This window comes from Phenylobacterium terrae, assembly GCF_042681205.1.
GTDB classification, from domain to species: domain Bacteria; phylum Pseudomonadota; class Alphaproteobacteria; order Caulobacterales; family Caulobacteraceae; genus Phenylobacterium; species Phenylobacterium terrae.
This window is the reverse complement of record NZ_JBHUEY010000006.1, coordinates 707,922-725,239: the sequence shown is the minus strand read 5'-3', so window position 1 is coordinate 725,239 and position 17,318 is coordinate 707,922. Positions and strand designations below refer to the sequence as shown.

Below are 17,318 nucleotides of genomic sequence, written 5' to 3'. Positions count from 1 at the left end.
TCGGCATGACGACGGATGCGCTGACGAAGACGCGCTGGGTCTATTCCTTCGGCGGCGGCGGCGCGGACGGCGATGCGTCCATGAAGAACCTGCTGGGCGGCAAGGGCGCGAACCTGGCCGAGATGAGTTCTCTGGGCCTTCCCGTGCCGCCGGGGTTCACCATCACCACCGAGTGCTGCACCCACTATTACGCCAACGACCGGCAGTACCCGGCCGACCTGAAGGCGCAGGTGGAGCAGGGCCTGGCCAAGGTCGAGGAGCTGACCGGCAAGACGTTCGGCGATCCGAAGAACCCGCTGCTGGTCTCGGTCCGCTCCGGCGCGCGGGCCTCGATGCCCGGGATGATGGACACCGTCCTGAACCTCGGCCTCAACGACCAGACGGTCGAAGGCCTCGCGGCCCTGGCCGGCGACCGCCGGTTCGCCTTCGATTCCTACCGCCGCTTCATCCAGATGTACTCGAACGTGGTCCTGGGCCTGGACCACCACATGTTCGAGGAGATCCTCGACGAGCATAAGGAACGCCTCGACGTCACCGTCGACACCGGGCTCGCGGCCGAGGACTGGGAACGGGTCGTCGCCGACTACAAGGCCCAGGTGGAGAACGAGCTCGGCCAGCCGTTTCCGCAGGACCCGCACGCCCAGCTCTGGGGCGCCATCGGGGCGGTGTTCGCCAGCTGGATGAACGATCGGGCCAAGTTCTATCGCCGCATGCACGACATCCCCGAGAGCTGGGGCACGGCGGTGAACGTCCAGTCGATGGTGTTCGGCAACATGGGCGAGACCAGCGCCACGGGCGTGGCCTTCACCCGCAACCCGTCCACCGGCGAGAACCGGCTCTACGGCGAGTTCCTGATCAACGCCCAGGGCGAGGACGTCGTCGCCGGCATCCGCACCCCGCAGGCCCTGACCCGCGCAGCGCGCGAGGAGATGGGCGAGAAGGCGCCGTCGATGGAGGAGGCGCTGCCGGAGGTCTTCGTCCAGTTCAAGGACGTCGTGGAGCGGCTCGAGCGCCACTACCGCGACATGCAGGACATCGAGTTCACGGTCGAGCGCGGGCGGCTCTACATGCTGCAGACGCGCAACGGCAAGCGCACCGCCAAGGCCGCGCTGAAGGTGGCCGTGGACCTCGCCAGCGAAGGGCTGATCACCGAGGAAGAGGCGGTAATGCGGGTCGAACCCGCCAGCCTCGACCAGTTGCTGCACCCGACCATCGACCCCGCTTCGCCCCGCGACGTGATCGCCACCGGCCTGCCGGCCTCGCCCGGCGCGGCCACCGGGAAGATCGTCTTCGACGCCGACACCGCCGAGAAGCTCGGCGGGGCAGGGGAGGCGGTGATCCTGGTGCGCGAGGAGACCAGCCCCGAGGACATCCGCGGCATGGACGCGGCCCGCGGCATCGTCACCGCCCGCGGCGGCATGACCAGCCACGCCGCCGTGGTCGCCCGCGGCATGGGCCGGCCCTGCGTCTCCGGCGCCGGCGAGCTGCGCATCGACGGCAAGAGCGGCGAGCTCTACGCCCGCGGCCGCACCTTCAAGGAAGGCGACGTCATCAGCATCGACGGCTCCACCGGCGAAGTGCTGGCCGGCGTCGTGAAGATGATCGAGCCGGAGCTGTCCGGCGACTTCGCCACCTTGATGGGCTGGGCCGACAAGGTCCGCCGGCTGAAGGTGCGGGCCAACGCCGAGACCGCGCTCGACGCCAAGACGGCCCGCCAGTTCGGGGCCGAGGGCATCGGCCTTTGCCGCACCGAGCACATGTTCTTCGACCCTGCCCGGATCGCCGCCGTGCGCGAGATGATCCTGGCCGACGACGAGGCGGGCCGGCGCCAGGCGCTGGAGAAGATCCTGCCCATGCAGCGGGACGACTTCGTCCAGCTGTTCGAGATCATGGAGGGCCTGCCGGTCACCATCCGCCTGCTCGACCCGCCGCTTCACGAGTTCCTGCCGCACACCGAGGAGGACGTGGCCGCGGTCGCGCAGGCCACCGGCCTGGACGCCGCCAAGCTGCTCCGCCGCGCCAAGGAGCTGCACGAGGTCAACCCGATGCTCGGCCACCGCGGCTGCCGCCTGGGCGTCGCCTATCCCGAGATCTATGAGATCCAGGTGCAGGCGATCATCGAGGCCGCGCTCGAGGTGGCCGCCAGCGGCAAGGCCGCGCCCTGCCCGGAGATCATGCACCCGCTGGTCGCCAAGGGCGAGGAGATGGCCTTCCTGCGCCGGCTCACCGACCGCATCGCCGAGAAGGTGATGGCCGACAAGGGCCGCCGCATCGACTACCAGGTCGGCACGATGATCGAGCTGCCGCGGGCGGCGATCCGGGCCGACGACCTGGCCCAGCACGCCGAGTTCTTCTCGTTCGGCACCAACGACCTGACTCAGACGACCTTCGGCATCAGCCGCGACGACTCCGGCCGGTTCCTGGGCGCCTATATCGACAAGGGCATCTTCGAAAAGGACCCCTTCGTCTCCCTCGACCAGGAGGGCGTCGGCGACCTGATCCGCATCGCCGCCGAACGCGGCCGCAAGGCGCGCCCGGGCGTCAAGCTCGGCATCTGCGGCGAGCACGGCGGCGATCCGGCCTCCATCGCCTTCTGCGAAGACGCCGGCCTCGACTACGTCAGCTGCTCGCCCTACCGCGTGCCGATCGCCCGCCTGGCGGCGGCCCAGGCGGCTATCGGCGAGCGCGAGAAGGACCGCTAGCCGGCGATCGAGGCGCACCCCGTCCCGGACGGGATGCGCCTCTCACCACCGGCCTACCGCCCGAAGCGCTCGGCCGAGAGCTGGTCCAGCGGCTCCAGCTGCAGGTTCGGCGTGCCGAGCTGGTAGAGCGCCTGGCGCAGTTGCCACCAGCTGCGGCCGAGTCCCACGCCCATGGCCTCGAGTTCGGCGAGGATCTGGGCGCCGACGGCCGGCGGCACGGGTGCGTTGTGCGCCAGCCGCGCCTGCTCGAACCGCCAGCCGGTGACCGGGTCGCGGCAGAGCTCCACCACCGCCGACGGCTCGCCCAACCACTCGTAGTAGGCGACGTCGCCGTCCACGAGGTAGCTGAGGTCGTCCCGCAGGCAGTTGCGGTAACGCCGGCCGGCGTCGCGGACGGCGGCGACGCTCGCCAGCGGCCGCAGCCGAGGGGTCCCGAGGAAGGGCGGCGGGGGCGCGTCGACGGCGAGCGCGTCGAACACCGCCTGCCGCAGCTTGCCCGCGGACATCCGGCCCCACCGCTCGGCCGCCTCGCGGGCCGCCGCCTCGCCCCGGTTCCGCGCAATCGCCGCGTAGCATTCCCGCAGCAGCTCGGCCCCGGCCACGCCGAGGTCCGTCCGCGCGGCGGCCGCCAGCATCGGCTCGGGCAGGGCGGCGAGCGCGCGCACCAGCTCCGGCGTCACCAGCTCGGCATGCCGGACCGCCTTGGCCGCCCGCGGATGCCGGAGCGCCCAGAGCAGCCGGCCGTAGTCGGCCGCGGACCAGCAGGTCTCGCCCATCCGGCCCAGCGCCCGGGGCAGACCCTCCGGCGCGTCGGCGATTGCGGCCTTGATGGCGCGCGCGAGCGGGCCCTGCGCCAGTTCGGCGACGGCGGCCGGCGCCGCCCCGCCGGCCAGCGCCAGGGCGATCAGCTGCCGCCGTGCCGCCGGGGCGGTGACGAACGCGGCGTGCGGCGCGGGCCACACGCCGGCGATGGCCGGCGCGAACTCGCCCGCCAGGTGGATCAGCAGCGAAGAGATTTCTTGGCAGCCGCCGGGCGGAGCCGGGCGGCGGAAGGTCATGTGAGACATGGCGGTCCTCGAGCCGGCGGCGCTCGAGGAGCGGCCGCGGGGTTAGCTTGTTCGGCTGGGGCGCGCGGCCAGGGGCATGTCCGGCCACGCGCAGCGCTCGATCCCTTTCTCAGGGCGGCGACGAATGGCGGGGTCTGGGGACATGCGGTCTCTTCTGGTTAAGGCGGTGAGGAGGGGCGGCTCTTTCTCACAGCGCTGGCGGCCTGACAATTCGCATCGTCAGGTTCGTGGAACGTGGGATTGCCAATGTGGCGCTAGGGCCACGCTGGTCAGGCGGCCTGCGGAATCGCCTCGCCGCTGATCACCGCATGGATGGCCGCCAGCAGCTCCCGTGCGTCCACCGGCTTGGAGACGAAGCCGTTCATGCCGGCGGCCAGGCAGGCGGCGCGGTCATCCTCGGAGTCCGAAGCGGTGAGGGCGATCACGGCCACGTCGCGGCCCAGGCTGGACGAGGCGCGCAGCCGGCGGGTGGCCGGCAGGCCGCCCAGCCGGGGCATGGCGAGGTCCAGCAGCACCAGGTCGAAGGGCTCGGCCGCCAGCAGGTCCAGGGCCTCGATGCCGTCCTGGGCGCAGACCACCTCGCGGCAGACCGTCGCCAGGATGAGCGAGAAGGCCTGCCGGTAGACGGCGTGATCGTCGACCACCAGCACGCGAAGGCCGCGGGCGGTGTCGATCTCGCCCTCGCCGCCGTCGGCCAGCGCCAGCGGAAGCTTGAGGGAGAAGGCGGCGCCCAGGCCCGGCGCGCTGGAGGCGGTCAGCTCGCCGCCCATCAGCCGGGCGAGCGCGCGCGCCAGGTGACGCGACAGGCCCGGCCCGGCGCGGCGGGCCGCCGGCTCCCGCCGGTCGTAGGCGTTGAACAGGGCGGCGAACTGGTCGCTGGTCATCCCCGGGCCGGAGTCCAGCACGGCCAGGGTCAGGTCGATGCGCCCGTCGGCGCGCGGCTCGGCGCCGACTGTGAGCGTGACCGAGCCGGCGGTCGTGAACTTGAGGGCGTTGGCCATCAGGGTGTCGAGGATCTGGCGGATGCGGACCGGATCGCCCACCACCCAGCGGGGCGCCTGGGCGCCGCCGGTGAGGCCGAAGGCCAGCCCCTTGCGCCGCGCCTCGGGCCGCCAGTCGCGCACGGTGGCGGCGAGCAGCGAGCGCAGGTCGAAGGCGGCGGCGCCGACCGTGAGGCGGCCGGCCTCGAGGCGGGAGAGGTCGAGCAGGTCGGCCAGCAGCGTCCGCATCGCCTGGCCGGAGTCCGGGGACGCCGCAGGCGCGGCTCTGCCGGCCGGCGTGATGCGCGTCGGGGCCGCCGACCGGGCGATGCGAGCGGCCGCCGGCAGCGCCGCGCGGCGGGCCCTGCGCCGCCGCAGCCACCGCAGGCAGGCGGCGACGTCGCCCTGGCCGACGGCGTGCACCGCCAGGGCCGTAAGCATGAAGGCGGCCGCGGCCAGGCCCCAGCCGCCGCCGATGGTCGCCGCGAGCAGCGCCAGGAGCGCCGGCGCCGCATAGGCGCTGGCGGCCGGGAGCAGGCGGTCGAGGGGGCTGGGCCGATGCGCCCGCCGCATGATCCTGCGGCGTCCGGCGCTGGAGGCCGCCAGGGTGGCCGCGAAGGCCAGCGCCAGCCACAGGGCCACCAGCGGCCAGCCGATCACCAGCAGCACGCTGGCGCCGAGGATGGCGTGCCCCGCCAGCCGCCGCCAGACGGCGCGCGATCCCACCCACGGCGCGAGCTTCGCCTCCAGGGCGGCGGCGCGGGCGGCGTCGAGCGAGGGCAGGGGCCGGGCGGCGGAGCGACTCATGGGGGGAGGATGGCCGGGAAAGCCCTAGCCGCGCGTAAAACCTTGGCCGTTCCGGCCGTGGCCGTTCGCCTCAGTCGCGGCCGTCGCGCAGCAGCTCCGCGGCGGCGTCCTTGATGGCCTCGTAGCACTCGCAAGAGCGCCGCTGCAGGGCTTCGGCGTCGAGGACGGTGATCCGGCCGCGCGAATAGGCGATGGCCCCGCTCGCCTGCAGTTCGGAGGCGACGGCGGTGACGGTGGTGCGCTGCACGCCCAGCATGATGGACAGGTGCTCCTGGGTCAGGGGCAGGACCTCCGAGGACAGCCGGTCCCGGGTGAGCAGCAGCCAGCGGCACAGCCGCTGCTCGGCCGAATGCAGGCTGTTGCAGGCGGTCGACTGGGCGGTCTGGACGAGGGTCGCCTGCGCCCGTTGCACGATGCGCCGCACCAGCAGCGGGCTGGCGGCCGCCGCCGCGGCCAGGGTGTCGATCGGCAGCCGCCAGGCCTCGCCGCCGATCTGCGCGGTCACCCGCTCGTACGAATGCCGCGAGCCGAGGGCGTGGAGCAGCCCATAGCCGCTCTCGCGACCGATGGTCCGGGTCTCGATCTGCCGGCCGTCGTGCATCACCGCCACGACCGAGATCACGCAATCGATCGGGAAGACCGCGTGGGGAACCGGATGGCCGGTTTCGGCGATGAGTTGATCGCGCGTGAGGGTGTGACGGCGGAGCGCCGGCTCCAGCCGGGCGATCTCCTCGGGCGGCAGCGAATCCAGGAAGCGGTTGTCCAGACCCATGGCTGCAAAACGCTTCCAGCCGGACCGTGGCTCCGGCGCGGCCGGGCCAGATTCAAGCCGCTGAAAAGACGGGAGATTTCATGCCTGAGCAAGCCGAATCGGGCTGTGGCCGTTCAGCCACATAGGGTCGCCCAAAGGCCACAGAGTCGTCTGTCCGACTCGATTTCGCCCCGATTCAACCGTTAGAGCACCCGCGCGGCGCAGAACCGCATTTGGAGACAAGAACATGAAATCTCTCGTTGTCGCGGCCTCGGCCGTCGCTCTTCTGGCCCTCCCCGGCCTCGCCTCGGCTCAAGAAGCCACCACCGTTTACGGCAACATCGGCTACGCCCACGTGGACGTGGAAGATGCGGACCTTGGCGCCATCCAGGCGCGCCTGGGCGCTCGTTTCCACCCGAACTTCGGCGTCGAAGGTGAAGCTGCCTTCGGCATCAACGACGAAGACGTGACCATCGCCCCGGGCGTGAACGGCAGCCTCGAGCTGAAGCACCAGCTCGGCATCTACGGCGTCGCCTTCCTGCCGGTGAACGAGAACTTCGACCTGCTGGCCCGCGTCGGCTACTCCACCGCTGAAGTCGAAGCCAACGTGACCGGCCTCGGCTCCGGCTCGGACGACGACAGCGGCTGGGCCTTCGGCGTCGGCGGCCAGTACTTCTTCGACGGCGTGAACGGCGTGCGCGTCGACTACACCCGTCACGAGTACGACGACGACATCGACGCCGACATCTGGTCGATCGCCTACAGCCGTCGCTTCTAAGCGTCGGCTCGAGGAGAGTTGCGTTTGCGGCGCGTCCCTTCGGGGGCGCGCCGTTTTTCTTGACCGCGCCGCCGCAAGCTCCGAGGCTCCTCGAAAAGAGGAAGCACATTGGATAAAGGCGCCCTCATCCAGTTCGCCGGGTCGGTCGCGGCCGTCGGCGCCCTCGTAGCCCTTTCCGCCTGGGCGCGCATCGCCAAACCGGTCGGGCCGCTGACACCGGAGCGGGCGATAGACCTTTTGATGCTCGAGTTCGGCCGCACCGTGGACGCGGTCTGGGTTTCGACAGACGGGCGAGGCGCCGTCGGCCGCTCGGGCGTCCTGGCGCTGGTGATCTACCAGGTCGGCGACGGCTACGTGACGCGGCACATGCCCTGGACCAACGCGGTGGCTGCCACGCTCAAGGACGGGCGGTTGCGGCTGGAGCTGGGCGATCCCGGCGCGCCGACCGTCGTCCTGGCCATGGAGGCCTGGCCGCCGCAGGACCTGGCCGCGTGACGCCCGACATCGATCCGGTCGCCCTGGCGATCCCGTTCTTCGTCCTGGCGATCGTCCTCGAGATGCTGCTGGCGCGCGCGGGCAAGGCGAAGGCGCACTACGAGGTGCGCGACACCGCCGCCTCGCTGGCCATGGGGCTGGGCAGCAACGTCGCCGGTCTGCTGATCGGCGGCGTGACCTTCGCCGTGGCGGTGTGGGCTTACGAGCACCGGCTGTTCAGCATTCCCATGACCGCCGTATGGGCCTGGGTCGTGCTGTTCCTGGCGGAGGACCTCACCTACTACTGGTTCCACCGCCTCAGCCATGAGCGGCGCTTCTGGTGGGCGGCCCACGTCAACCACCACTCCAGCCAGCACTACAACCTCTCCACCGCCCTGCGGCAGACCTGGACGGGCGGGGTGTCGGGGACCTGGCTGCTGTGGCTGCCGCTGTCGTTCCTGGGCTTCCCGCCGGCCATGGTGGCCATCCAGAAGGGGATCAGCCTCGTCTACCAGTTCTGGATACACACCGAGGCGATCGGCAAGATGCCCGGCTGGTTCGAGGCGGTCTTCAACACGCCCTCCCACCACCGGGTGCACCACGCCCGCAACCCGCGCTACCTGGACCGCAACTACGCCGGCGTGCTGATCGTCTGGGACCGCCTGTTCGGCACCTTCGAGCCGGAGCGGGCGGACGAGCCCTGCCGCTACGGGCTGGTGAAGAACATCGGCAGCTTCAACCCGATCCGCGTCGCCTTCCACGAGTGGGCGGCCATCGGCCTGGACATCGTCCACGCCCGCTCGCCGAGGGAGGCGTTCGGCTACCTGTTCGGCCGGCCGGGATGGAGCCCGGACGGCGCTCGCGAGACCTCGCTTCAGATCCGCGCCCGCTGGGCCGCCGCCCAGCCGCCGACGGCCGAGGAGCCCGCCGACCTGACAGGCCGCGTCACTCCCTGAGCAGGGGCAGCGACAGCCCCGAGACCGGCCGCGCCGCCAGGCTCTCGCGGCGGAAGCGGAACAGCTCGGCCGGCCGGCCGCCGGTGTCCGTCTCCAGCCGGCCCAGCCCCTCCACCAGGTCGGCTCGCTCAAGGGCGCGCCGGAAGTTCTGCTTGTGCAGGGGCACGCCGGCGATGGCCTCCACGGTCCGTTGGAGGGCGGAGAGGGTGAAGGCCTCGGGCATCAGCTCGAAGACGACCGGACGGTACTTCAGCTTGCCGCGGAGGCGGGAGAGGGCGGTGGCCAGGATCCGCCGGTGGTCGGAGATCATCGGCTCGCCCAGCGCGGCGGTCAGCGCTTCGCTGCGCACCGGGGTCTCGCTGCGGTCCCGCGCCGCCTCGGGCGCCAGGCCCGCCTCGTAGAGCAGTTCGTAGCGCTCCAGCACCCGCTCCTCGTTCCACGGCGCGCCGTCCAGCGCGAACAGCAGCCGGGCGCGGGCCAGCCGCTGGGCGCCCTCGGCCGCCCCGCCGCAGCAGCCGCACCAGGCCTTCAGGGCCTCCTCGATCGGGGCCAGGGCGGGCGGGCGGCCGCCGCGCCAGTCCTCCCACGGGAAGAAGCGCGAGAACGAGGCCCATTCCGCGCCGAGGGCGGTGATGTCCACCGCATGCGGGGTCAGCGCCAGGTAGCCGACCGAGATCACCCGCGCCTTGCCGTCGCCGTCCCCCATGTCGGCCAGCGGCGCATCCCGGCCCATGTCGCCGAAGGTGTAGAGCTGCTCCACGTAGCCGAGGTCGAACCTCGTCTGCTCGGTCACGAAGGCCCGCAGGGCCAGTTCGAAGGTGCGGTGGCCGCCGGGGTCGAACGGGCCGAACGGCAGGCCGGCGAGCTCGCTGGCCCGCGGGCGCACCGTCAGGGTCACGGCCTCACCGTCGCGGATCGCCACGATCACGGCCGACAGGCCGATGACGACGCTCATCATCGGTGCCGGACCGGGAAGTCGAAGGGCACGCCGGAGCTGACCCAGCCGTTGCCGCCGATGGCCTCCACCGCATCCACCATGCGACCGCGCCGGCCCAGCATGTCGTCCGCCAGGGCGACGATTCGGCGGTTGGGGTAGGCGTGCGGCGCGGCTTGGCGCATGAGCCGGGCGATCTCCAGCTCGCTGACCTCGGGCGAGCGCTCGCAGGCCAGGGCGAAGGCGCTGGCGGTCGAGCGGCTGATGCCGGCCCAGCAGTGCACGACCATCGGCGCGGTCTCGTCCCAGGTGCGGCCGAACTCCAGGATGCGGGCGACCGCCGTCTCGTCCGGCGGGATCATGCCCTCGGCCGCCTCGCAGATGTCGTTGACCCCGAGCCGCAGGTGCCGTTCCGGCGCGATGCCGGCCGGCGTCTCGATCAAGGTGGCCGGGTCCAGCAGGGTGATGACATGCGAGGGCCGCCGGGCGGCGATCACCTCGGGCAAGGGGGCCAGGCCGCAGACGATCAGGATCATGGCCGCTACTCCGTCGCGAAGGCCACAGGCTCTGAGGTGTAGCCGGCCGCCTCGGACAGGACGTGGAACCGCTGCACGTAGCGGGCCTGGGCCTGGGCCGGGGGCAGGGGCTCGATGTGCAGGTCGTACCCGGCCGGCGGCGCGCCGAAGAACTCCAGCGCCTCGGCATGCGTGAAGCCGGCCAGCTGGGTGGCCTCGAAGAAGGCGCAGGCCCGGTCCGCCTGCTTGATCAGGGTCTTGACCTCGGACGGGGCCTTGGCCGGCAGGCCGAAGCGCACGTGGATGGCGGTCTCCAGCCGCTCCTCGAAGGCCTTGTAGTCCATGCCCAGGGCGGCCTTGAACGGGCTGATCATGTCGCCGATCACATACTCCGCCGCATCGTGCAGCAGCGCCGCCAGCCGCCAGCGGGGCTCGATTTCCGGCCGGATGTGGGCCACGATCTCCTCGACCACCAGGGAGTGCTGCGCGACGGAGAAGGCGTGCTCGCCCACCGTCTGGCCGTTCCACCGCGCGACGCGGGCCAGGCCATGGGCGATGTCCTCGATCTCGATGTCCATGGGCGAGGGGTCGAGCAGGTCGAGACGGCGGCCGGAAAGCATCCGCTGCCAGGCTCGAGGTTCGGCTTTGCCGCGGCGCAGCCCTTTTCTCACCTGCGCGTTCCTTTCACAGTCAAGGTTGTGAACTGACCGATGCGTTGAGAAATATCAATGTCCCGAACCGCCGAGCGCCGCAAAGGCTCCACAGCAAACGGAGAAGTTCGATGAGCTGGGCCAGGATCATGGCGCCTCTGTCGGGAGGCGCGGGCGATCGCGAGGCGATCGCGGCGGCGGCGATGCTGGCCGAGCCCTTCGGCGCGGAACTGGCGGGCGTCTACACGCCGGCCGACGTGGCCGACGTCATGCCGTGGATGGGCGAGGGGTTCCTGGGCGGCGTCCAGACCACGGCCCTCGAATCCCTGCGCGAGGCGGCCGCTGTCGGCGAACGGCACGCCCAGGCCTCGATGGACGGCTGCGCCTACGGCAAGAAGGCCTTCGTCTCGCTGAAGACGCCGGTTTGGGCGGGACTGTCGGCGGAGAGCCGGCTTTCCGACGTGGTGGTGTTCACCGGCGATCCGCCGCGCGGCCGCGGGCCGCTGGCGGAGGCCTTCCAGCAGATCGTCGTGGACGAGCAGCGGCCGGTGATGGTTGCCCGCAGCGGCTTGTCGATCGGCGGCGTGGTGGCGGTGGCCTGGGACGGCGGCAAGGAGGCTTCGCGCGCGGCGCGCCTGGCCCTGCCGCTGCTGGAGAAGGCCAGCAAGGTGGTGATCCTGGCCGGCGTGAAGGCGCGCAAGTTCGATCCCTCGCGGCTGCAGGCCTACTACGCCGCCCGCGGCGTGGCCGCCGACGTCCAGCCGCTGGAGGAGCCGGGCGAGGTGGGCCCCTGCCTGCTGAAGGCCTGTCAGAAGATGTCTGCGAACATTCTCGTGGCCGGTGCGTTCGGACATCCAAGGCTTCAGGAATTCATCTTCGGGGGCACGACGCGCACGCTGCTCGGCGCAGACCAGCCGTCGCTGTTCCTGTCCCACTGACGAGGTCTAGATTCGATGACACTTTCGCGCATCGTCATGCGGCTGGCCCGCAATCCCGGGACCGAGTTCGCCGGCGGCGACGATCGCCGAGGCTATGCGCTCACCGCACCGCTGACCGACGACGGCCGGCTCGACGAGACCGCCTACGCCCGGCACAAGAGCGACTGCGCGGTGCGCCGCTTCTCGCCGGACGAGGACCCGGCCGACGGCCGCCTGGCCAAGCGCGGCCAACGCTGGTTCTTCGACTATGACGACGAGGACGTGGCCGACGACGAGCCCGTCTACCGGCTCGGCGAGCACCGCTTCGCGGTCGGCGAATACGTCACCGTCACCGACGAGGACGGCCGTCCGCTGACCTACAAGGTCGTCGAGGTCCAGCCGGTCAGCTAGACCCCGCCGTTGCGGCGGACGAGGCGCTCCACATCGCTGTGGTCGTGACCCATGCCGTCGCCCTCCTTGGCGCGGACCAGGGCGACCGCGAGGGGACCGGTCTTGCGGCCGCCGACCTCGTATTCCAGGTAGCGCCAGGCCGGTTCGACCTGGTCGCCGGCGATCACCAGCCGGGCGCGCACGCCCCGCTTCTCGCGCGACAGGGCCTCGCCGCGCAGCCGCACGTCCTTGCGGGTGCGCATGGTGGCGCCCTGGTCGCTGGCCTGGATGGTCATCTTGCCGATCTGGATGTTGGCCTCGTCGTTGGCCTCGTCGGCCTCGATGCGGATTCCGGGGATGTCGACCCGCACGACCTCGGCGCCCTCGTCGCCGCTCACCTCGACGTTGAGACGCCCGCCGGCGTCGGCCCGAGCCTCGGCGGAGGCCTTCTGGGCCGCGGCCGCGGCGCCGGCCCAGCCCGACGCCGTATCCGCCTCAGCGCTGGCGGCGGCGGTTTCGGCCGGAGCCTCGGCGTTCTCCACGCCGTCGGCGCTCGTGGGGGCTGCGGCCGTCTGCGGCGGGATGTAGCTCCTCAGCTCCTGCTCGAGCCGGGCGAGGGTGGCCTCGAGGCCGCCCTCAACCTCGACGATTCGCAGGCTGACCTCGGCCCCGTTCTCGCTGACGTAGGCGCAGCTGCGGCCGTCGGCGGCCTGGCCGATGCGGGTGAGGGCGCCCTGGGCCTCCGGGCAATCCAGTCGGGTCAGCCGCTTCGGCGCCGGATAGCAGGCGGCCACGCTCAGCGCGGCGGCGGATGCGGCGATCAGGTAAAGGGCCTTCATAACGAAGAAGCCTCCGGTCGGGTTCTCTTCGAACCTGACCGGAGGCCCCTGAAACGTCGAGTGAAATCGCCGTAAGGCGCTATTGGCCCGGGCGGGAAGGGGCGCCTTCGCGCCGCGCCAGGAAGGCCAGGCGCTCGAACAGATGCACGTCCTGCTCGTTCTTCAGCAGGGCGCCGTGCAGCGGCGGGATCAGCTTGGTCGGATCCTTCTCGCGCAGGGCGTTCTCGTCGATGTCCTCGACCATCAGCAGCTTCAGCCAGTCGAGCAGCTCGGAGGTGGAGGGCTTCTTCTTCAGGCCCGGCACCTTGCGCATGTCGTAGAAGATGCGCAGCGCCTCGCTGACCAGCTTCTGCTTGATGCCCGGATAGTGGACCTCGACGATCTGGTTCATCGTCTCGGCTTCCGGGAAGCGGATGTAGTGGAAGAAGCAACGGCGCAGGAAGGCGTCCGGCAGCTCCTTTTCGTTGTTCGAGGTGATGACCACCACCGGGCGGACCTTGGCCTTGATGGTCTCGTTGGTCTCGTAGACGTAGAACTCCATCCGATCGAGCTCCTGCAGGAGGTCGTTCGGGAATTCGATGTCGGCCTTGTCGATCTCGTCGATCAGCAGCACCGGGCGGACGGGGCTCTCGAAAGCTTCCCAGAGCTTGCCCTTCTTGATGTAGTTCTTGACGTCCTTCACCCGCTCGTCGCCGAGCTGGGAATCCCGCAGGCGGGTCACCGCGTCGTACTCGTAGAGGCCCTGGATGGCCTTGGTGGTCGACTTGATGTGCCAGGTGATCAGCGGCGCCTTGAGGGCCTCGGCGATCTCGTAGGCCAGGACGGTCTTGCCGGTGCCCGGCTCGCCCTTGATCAGGAGCGGACGCTCGAGGGCGATCGCGGCGTTGACCGCCACCTTCAGGTCTTCGGTGGCGACATAATTGTCGGTGCCTTCGAAACGCTCGGTCATTGCGGCTCCTGGGCGGCGCGCCGGAATGGCGCCCGCTCTCGAACAGATGTTTGGAGCCCGCAGACTAAAGCGCGTTGCGGGATGATCAAGCCTTCCTTCCCAGGGGGGGAAGGCTCAGCCGCGGCGGGCGGGGTTGGAGCCCGGATTGTCGGCGTCGTCCAGGTAGCCCATCCGGCGCAGGTCGTCGTCGCCGACGTTCTTGGACTGGAAGTTGGTGAAGTCGTCCTCGCCGCCGGTCGCCTCGTCGGCGTCGCGCACCTCGCTCAGCCCCTCGATCTCCTCGGAGCTGACCCGGTCCTCGTCGAAGTCGTCGACGACGTCCTCGGAGGATTCGTCGTCGTAGATGTCCGAATCGGCGCTGCCCGCGGCGTAGGCGTCCTCGTCCTCGTCGTCCAGGTCGCCGTCGCCGAAGGCGTCCTCGTCGAACTCGTCGGCGTCGAGGGCCACTTCGGCGTCCTCGGAGCGGTCGCCGACGGCCTGGGTCATGTCCATGACGTCGGGCAGCTCCTCGAAGGTGCGCATGTCGTCGCCTTCGCCGAAGGTGCGGACGCGGCCGCCATGATCGCCTTCGCCGCCGACCAGGTTGCTCTCGTCGTGCGCCTCGGCCTGGTCCTGCGGATCGAATTCGGCGTCGGAGTCGAAACTCGTGCCGGGCATGGAAGGGCTCCTCGCATCGGGCCGCCGGAGGGCGGCGCGTTCGCGAAGATCAACCCTTGGGCGGGGCTGCCGTTCCGCCTTGGGCGAACTCTCCCAGGGCCCCGGCGACCTCGGCCATCAGCGGATCCCAGTCGCCGTAGGTGTCGAGCACGAAGACCCGGGCCTGCGGGTACCAGGGGTACCGCCGGGTGCCGAGTCGGGGCCACACGCCCGGGGTCGAGACCAGCCACACCGGGGCGCCGCAGGCGGCGGCGATGTTGAAGGTCGCGTTCGAGAAGCCCAGCACCAGGTCCATGGCGCAGCAGAGCGCGGCCAGGTCGTCCAGGTCGTTCTTCAGGTCGATCCCCGGCGGGGTCCAGATCTCGACGCCGAAGTCCCGCCTGGCCTGCTCCAGCTCCTCGGCGCAGTCCCCGTACTGCAGGTTCACGAAGGTGAGGCCGGGGGTCTTCAGCACCGGCGCCCAGGCGTCGAACGGCGAGAAGTAGCGGTCGCGGCCCTGGGCCTTGATGGCGCTCTTCCACAGCAGGCCGACCTTCCTGCCCGCCGGCGCCTGCGCCAGCACCGAACGCCAGTGCTCGATCCGCTCCGGGTCGGGCGTGAGGTAGCGGTCGCGGACCGGAAAGGCGTCCAGCGTGCGGCGGTACTGGCGAAGCAGGGAGGCCATCGGCGCCCACAGGTCGAAACTGTCGAGCTTGTCCTCGACGTGCGGGACCAGCCGGACGGTACGGCCGTGGAACAGGACCGTCAGGTGCTCGCCGACGTCGGCGTCGGGGAAGGTGCGCTTGAAGAGGGGCACGAGGCGCCGCTCGACGGCCAGCGCCAGCCGCCCGTCGGGGCCCAGGTCCCGGATGACGTCCTCCAGCACGTTGGAGAACAGCACCTCGTCGCCCAGCCCCTGCTCTGCGACGACCAGCATGGACTTGCCGGCGAGATCGTCGCCCGGGGACCAGACGGGCCGCTCGACGGCGAACACCGTGGAGTCGTCGTACTGGCGCCTCAGGCGCACCTCGTAGTGGTCCCAGCCTTCGCCGATCCGGCCCAGCTCGATGAGCATGGTTGAGCGGGCGAGCAGCATCATCTGCCTGTCGTCCTCGGCGACGTCGCCGGCCAAGGCGGCGTCACAGGCGGCGAGGGCGCCTTCGGTGTCGCCCATCGCCAGCAGGGTGGCGGCGCGGTTGTAGCGGGCCTTGGGGAACTCCGGCTGCAGCTTCAGCGCCTCGTCGTAGAAGATGAGCGCCGTCGGCATGTCGCCGAGCTCGGTCATCACCGTGCCCAGCGAGTTCCAGAGCAGGGCGCTGGTCGGATGCTTCTCGAGGGTGGCCTTGAGGATCTCGATCGCCTCGTCGTAGCGCCCCTGCTCACGCAGCGCCGAGACCAGGTTGTTGTAGCCCTCGACGTTCTCAGGGTTGCGCTGGATGAAGTGGAGATAGAGCTTCTCCGCCTGCTCTCGCATGCCCATGCGCATGGCCAGGCGGCCCAGGTCGTTGGCGATCTGGGCGTGGTCCGGAAGCAGCTCCAGCGCCTTCTCGTAGCATTTGATGGAAGAGCCGAAGTCCCCGGACCGCTCGCGGGCGAAGGCCAGCACGTACCAGGCGACCCCGCTGGTCTCGTCCTTTTCCAGCGCCTTGATGGCCCAGCGCGCACCCTCTTCCGGATCCCCCGCGTTCAGCGCCGCCGCGGCCCGCCGGACGAGCGGCGCGGCCGAGAGGACCTTCAGTTCGCCGATTGCGGCGTTCAGCCGCGCCAGGGCCGCGGCCGACCCTGCCGGTTCGGCGCCCAATACCCCCGTATTGCGTAGAATCGGCTCGGCGCCGAGCCCCATATCCAATGCTCGCGCGGATGCAGCGGTGAGCTTGTCGGGCCGCGGCATGGCGGAGACTCCAAATCACTTGAGGATTGAGGCATGGTTCGCGTGGGTATGCTTAATCCTTGCTTAAGCCGCCCCGCCCGAGCCTGTCCGGCAAGAGGGCGTTAACGAGCCGACGCTAAGCCTGCTCCTCAGGGGCTGGCGTCACGCCGCAGGGAAGAGAAGAGGACGGCGCTCGATCGCCGTGACCAGGGGGCCGGACTTTGCCGCTGAAGTTGTCGCTGAAGCCTGGCGAAAGGTTCGTGCTGAATGGCGCGGTGGTCCAGAACGGGGACCGGCGGGGCACGCTGATTCTCCAGAACAAGGCGTCCGTGCTGCGTGAGAAGGACATCATGCAGCCCGAGGAGGCGAATACGCCGGCTCGGCGCATCTACTTCCCTGTGATGATGATGTACCTCGATGAGGCCAACGCCCAGAAGTACTACGACGAAATGGCGCGCCGCCTGACAGAGTTCATGACGGCGACGCGTAATCCGAATGTGCTCACGGAATGCGTCAATATTTCCAAGCACATTTTGGAGAACGAATACTACAAGGCGTTGATGATCTGCCGGAAGCTCATCGATTACGAAGACGAGGTGCTGGGGAATGTCACTTCAAGCGTACCAGCGGGTCGCGCAGAGGGCTGAGAGCCCTCGCGAGGCGGAGTATCGCCTGTTCGGCCAGGTCACCCGCGCCCTGATGGAGGCGGCCAAGGCCGACGCGCTCGACTTCCGCACCCGCGTCGACGCGCTGGACTGGAACCGCCGGCTCTGGGGCGCGCTCGGGGCGGACTGCGCTGATCCCGAGAACAAGCTGCCGAACGAACTGCGCGCTTCGATCATCTCGCTCAGCATCTGGGTCCACAAGTACACCAGCCAGGTGATCCGCCGCGAAGAGGACATCGACGCCCTCATCGACGTGAACCGGATGATCATGCAGGGCCTGAGCGGCCAGACCGAAGACGCCGCCTAGGCGCCGCAAATGCTCGATTCGCCTCCAGGCCCGCTCTCGCAGCGGGCCTCTTTCGTTTTTGCGGGAGCCGGCAAGGTCGCCGACGGTGAGCGAACGTGCGGGATGGGTGACAGCTAGGGCTTTCGCCCAGC

Annotated in this window: 18 protein-coding genes; 8 read left to right on the top strand and 10 right to left on the bottom strand. The window is 70.5% G+C overall.

From position 1 onward, the window contains the following. The first annotated feature begins 5 nt into the window (after positions 1-5). Positions 6-2,702, top strand: coding sequence for a pyruvate, phosphate dikinase (gene ppdK / locus ACFSC0_RS18085; protein ID WP_377282267.1), 2,697 nt, complete (start codon positions 6-8; stop codon positions 2,700-2,702). Positions 2,703-2,755: 53 nt separating this feature from the next. Here the strand turns inward: ppdK and ACFSC0_RS18080 are convergent, their stop codons facing one another. From ACFSC0_RS18080 to ACFSC0_RS18070, 3 genes are all read right to left on the bottom strand, one after another. Next, positions 2,756-3,760, bottom strand: a complete 1,005-nt coding sequence (locus ACFSC0_RS18080) for a hypothetical protein (RefSeq protein ID WP_377355217.1) — start codon at positions 3,758-3,760, stop codon at positions 2,756-2,758. Positions 3,761-4,038: 278 nt separating this feature from the next. Further along, positions 4,039-5,556 carry a response regulator gene (locus ACFSC0_RS18075; protein WP_377282265.1) on the bottom strand — a complete coding sequence of 506 codons (1,518 nt, stop codon included), beginning with the start codon at positions 5,554-5,556 and terminating at the stop codon, positions 4,039-4,041. Positions 5,557-5,626: 70 nt separating this feature from the next. Continuing rightward, positions 5,627-6,328 (bottom strand): Crp/Fnr family transcriptional regulator, encoded by a 702-nt coding sequence (locus ACFSC0_RS18070; protein ID WP_377282264.1) that lies wholly within the window; start codon positions 6,326-6,328, stop codon positions 5,627-5,629. Positions 6,329-6,554: 226 nt separating this feature from the next. Here ACFSC0_RS18070 and ACFSC0_RS18065 point away from each other — a divergent pair, with 226 nt between their 5' ends. The 3 genes from ACFSC0_RS18065 (at position 6,555) to ACFSC0_RS18055 (ending at position 8,515) form a co-directional block, all read left to right on the top strand. Continuing rightward, positions 6,555-7,085, top strand: coding sequence for a porin family protein (locus ACFSC0_RS18065; protein ID WP_377282263.1), 531 nt, complete (start codon positions 6,555-6,557; stop codon positions 7,083-7,085). Positions 7,086-7,193: 108 nt separating this feature from the next. Then, the gene (locus tag ACFSC0_RS18060) at positions 7,194-7,580 is read left to right on the top strand and encodes a hypothetical protein (RefSeq protein ID WP_377282262.1); all 387 of its coding nucleotides are present in this window, start codon (positions 7,194-7,196) and stop codon (positions 7,578-7,580) included. After that, entirely contained in the window at positions 7,577-8,515 is a 939-nt protein-coding gene (locus ACFSC0_RS18055) for a sterol desaturase family protein (RefSeq protein ID WP_377282261.1), read from the top strand. Before ACFSC0_RS18060 ends, ACFSC0_RS18055 begins: the two co-directional genes overlap by 4 nt. Here ACFSC0_RS18055 and ACFSC0_RS18050 read toward each other — a convergent pair. Genes ACFSC0_RS18050 through ACFSC0_RS18040 form a run of 3 tightly spaced genes read right to left on the bottom strand, consistent with a single transcriptional unit; the run spans position 8,505 to position 10,635 of the window. Further along, on the bottom strand, positions 8,505-9,473 hold the full coding sequence (locus ACFSC0_RS18050; RefSeq protein WP_377282260.1) for an NUDIX hydrolase: 969 nt from the start codon (positions 9,471-9,473) through the stop codon (positions 8,505-8,507). The genes ACFSC0_RS18055 and ACFSC0_RS18050 overlap by 11 nt on opposite strands. Further along, on the bottom strand, positions 9,470-9,985 hold the full coding sequence (locus ACFSC0_RS18045; protein WP_377282259.1) for a tyrosine phosphatase family protein: 516 nt from the start codon (positions 9,983-9,985) through the stop codon (positions 9,470-9,472). Before ACFSC0_RS18045 ends, ACFSC0_RS18050 begins: the two co-directional genes overlap by 4 nt. A 5-nt stretch (positions 9,986-9,990) precedes the next feature. Then, complete coding sequence (locus tag ACFSC0_RS18040) at positions 9,991-10,635, bottom strand: YfbR-like 5'-deoxynucleotidase (protein ID WP_377282258.1); 645 nt, start codon at positions 10,633-10,635, stop codon at positions 9,991-9,993. Positions 10,636-10,745: 110 nt separating this feature from the next. Between ACFSC0_RS18040 and ACFSC0_RS18035 the strand changes: the two genes are divergently transcribed. Both ACFSC0_RS18035 and ACFSC0_RS18030 read left to right on the top strand, forming a co-directional pair. Next, a complete protein-coding gene (locus ACFSC0_RS18035; RefSeq protein WP_377282257.1) occupies positions 10,746-11,552 on the top strand; it encodes a universal stress protein in 807 nt (268 codons plus the stop codon). A 15-nt stretch (positions 11,553-11,567) separates the two neighbouring features. Then, positions 11,568-11,942 (top strand): sortase family protein, encoded by a 375-nt coding sequence (locus ACFSC0_RS18030; RefSeq protein ID WP_377282256.1) that lies wholly within the window; start codon positions 11,568-11,570, stop codon positions 11,940-11,942. On the opposite strand, the gene ACFSC0_RS18025 is transcribed toward ACFSC0_RS18030, so the two are convergent. The 4 genes from ACFSC0_RS18025 to ACFSC0_RS18010 all read right to left on the bottom strand — a co-directional run bounded on the left by ACFSC0_RS18025 (position 11,939) and on the right by ACFSC0_RS18010 (position 16,146). Beyond that, positions 11,939-12,760 (bottom strand): hypothetical protein, encoded by an 822-nt coding sequence (locus tag ACFSC0_RS18025; RefSeq protein ID WP_377282255.1) that lies wholly within the window; start codon positions 12,758-12,760, stop codon positions 11,939-11,941. The two genes, ACFSC0_RS18030 and ACFSC0_RS18025, sit on opposite strands and share 4 nt — an antisense overlap. Before the next feature lie 79 nt (positions 12,761-12,839). Then, entirely contained in the window at positions 12,840-13,709 is an 870-nt protein-coding gene (locus ACFSC0_RS18020) for an AAA family ATPase (protein ID WP_377282254.1), read from the bottom strand. Between the two features lie 114 nt (positions 13,710-13,823). Continuing rightward, positions 13,824-14,366: a hypothetical protein gene (locus tag ACFSC0_RS18015; protein WP_377282253.1), complete on the bottom strand. Its 543-nt coding sequence runs from the start codon at positions 14,364-14,366 to the stop codon at positions 13,824-13,826. A gap of 49 nt (positions 14,367-14,415) precedes the next feature. Next, positions 14,416-16,146, bottom strand: a complete 1,731-nt coding sequence (locus tag ACFSC0_RS18010; RefSeq protein WP_377282252.1) for a tetratricopeptide repeat protein — start codon at positions 16,144-16,146, stop codon at positions 14,416-14,418. A 290-nt stretch (positions 16,147-16,436) separates the two neighbouring features. On the opposite strand from ACFSC0_RS18010, the gene flbT reads away from it, so the two are divergent. Both flbT and flaF read left to right on the top strand, forming a co-directional pair. Continuing rightward, complete coding sequence (gene flbT, locus ACFSC0_RS18005; RefSeq protein WP_377282251.1) at positions 16,437-16,862, top strand: flagellar biosynthesis repressor FlbT; 426 nt, start codon at positions 16,437-16,439, stop codon at positions 16,860-16,862. After that, positions 16,822-17,187, top strand: a complete 366-nt coding sequence (gene flaF / locus ACFSC0_RS18000) for a flagellar biosynthesis regulator FlaF (protein WP_377282250.1) — start codon at positions 16,822-16,824, stop codon at positions 17,185-17,187. Before flbT ends, flaF begins: the two co-directional genes overlap by 41 nt. The last annotated feature ends 131 nt before the right edge of the window (positions 17,188-17,318 follow it).

Excerpts from the sequence above, each read along its gene's own strand:
- ACFSC0_RS18035 (WP_377282257.1), top strand. The coding sequence starts at position 10,746 with ATGAGCTGGGCCAGGATCATGGCGCCTCTGTCGGGAGGCGCGGGCGAT.
- ACFSC0_RS18020 (WP_377282254.1), bottom strand. The coding sequence starts at position 13,709 with ATGACCGAGCGTTTCGAAGGCACCGACAATTATGTCGCCACCGAAGAC.
- flaF (WP_377282250.1), top strand. The coding sequence starts at position 16,822 with ATGTCACTTCAAGCGTACCAGCGGGTCGCGCAGAGGGCTGAGAGCCCT.
- ACFSC0_RS18075 (WP_377282265.1), bottom strand. The coding sequence starts at position 5,556 with ATGAGTCGCTCCGCCGCCCGGCCCCTGCCCTCGCTCGACGCCGCCCGC.
- ACFSC0_RS18065 (WP_377282263.1), top strand. The coding sequence starts at position 6,555 with ATGAAATCTCTCGTTGTCGCGGCCTCGGCCGTCGCTCTTCTGGCCCTC.
- ACFSC0_RS18030 (WP_377282256.1), top strand. The coding sequence starts at position 11,568 with ATGACACTTTCGCGCATCGTCATGCGGCTGGCCCGCAATCCCGGGACC.
- ACFSC0_RS18050 (WP_377282260.1), bottom strand. The coding sequence starts at position 9,473 with ATGATGAGCGTCGTCATCGGCCTGTCGGCCGTGATCGTGGCGATCCGC.
- ppdK (WP_377282267.1), top strand. The coding sequence starts at position 6 with ATGACGACGGATGCGCTGACGAAGACGCGCTGGGTCTATTCCTTCGGC.
- ACFSC0_RS18015 (WP_377282253.1), bottom strand. The coding sequence starts at position 14,366 with ATGCCCGGCACGAGTTTCGACTCCGACGCCGAATTCGATCCGCAGGAC.
- ACFSC0_RS18080 (WP_377355217.1), bottom strand. The coding sequence starts at position 3,760 with ATGACCTTCCGCCGCCCGGCTCCGCCCGGCGGCTGCCAAGAAATCTCT.
- ACFSC0_RS18045 (WP_377282259.1), bottom strand. The coding sequence starts at position 9,985 with ATGATCCTGATCGTCTGCGGCCTGGCCCCCTTGCCCGAGGTGATCGCC.
- ACFSC0_RS18025 (WP_377282255.1), bottom strand. The coding sequence starts at position 12,760 with ATGAAGGCCCTTTACCTGATCGCCGCATCCGCCGCCGCGCTGAGCGTG.
- ACFSC0_RS18070 (WP_377282264.1), bottom strand. The coding sequence starts at position 6,328 with ATGGGTCTGGACAACCGCTTCCTGGATTCGCTGCCGCCCGAGGAGATC.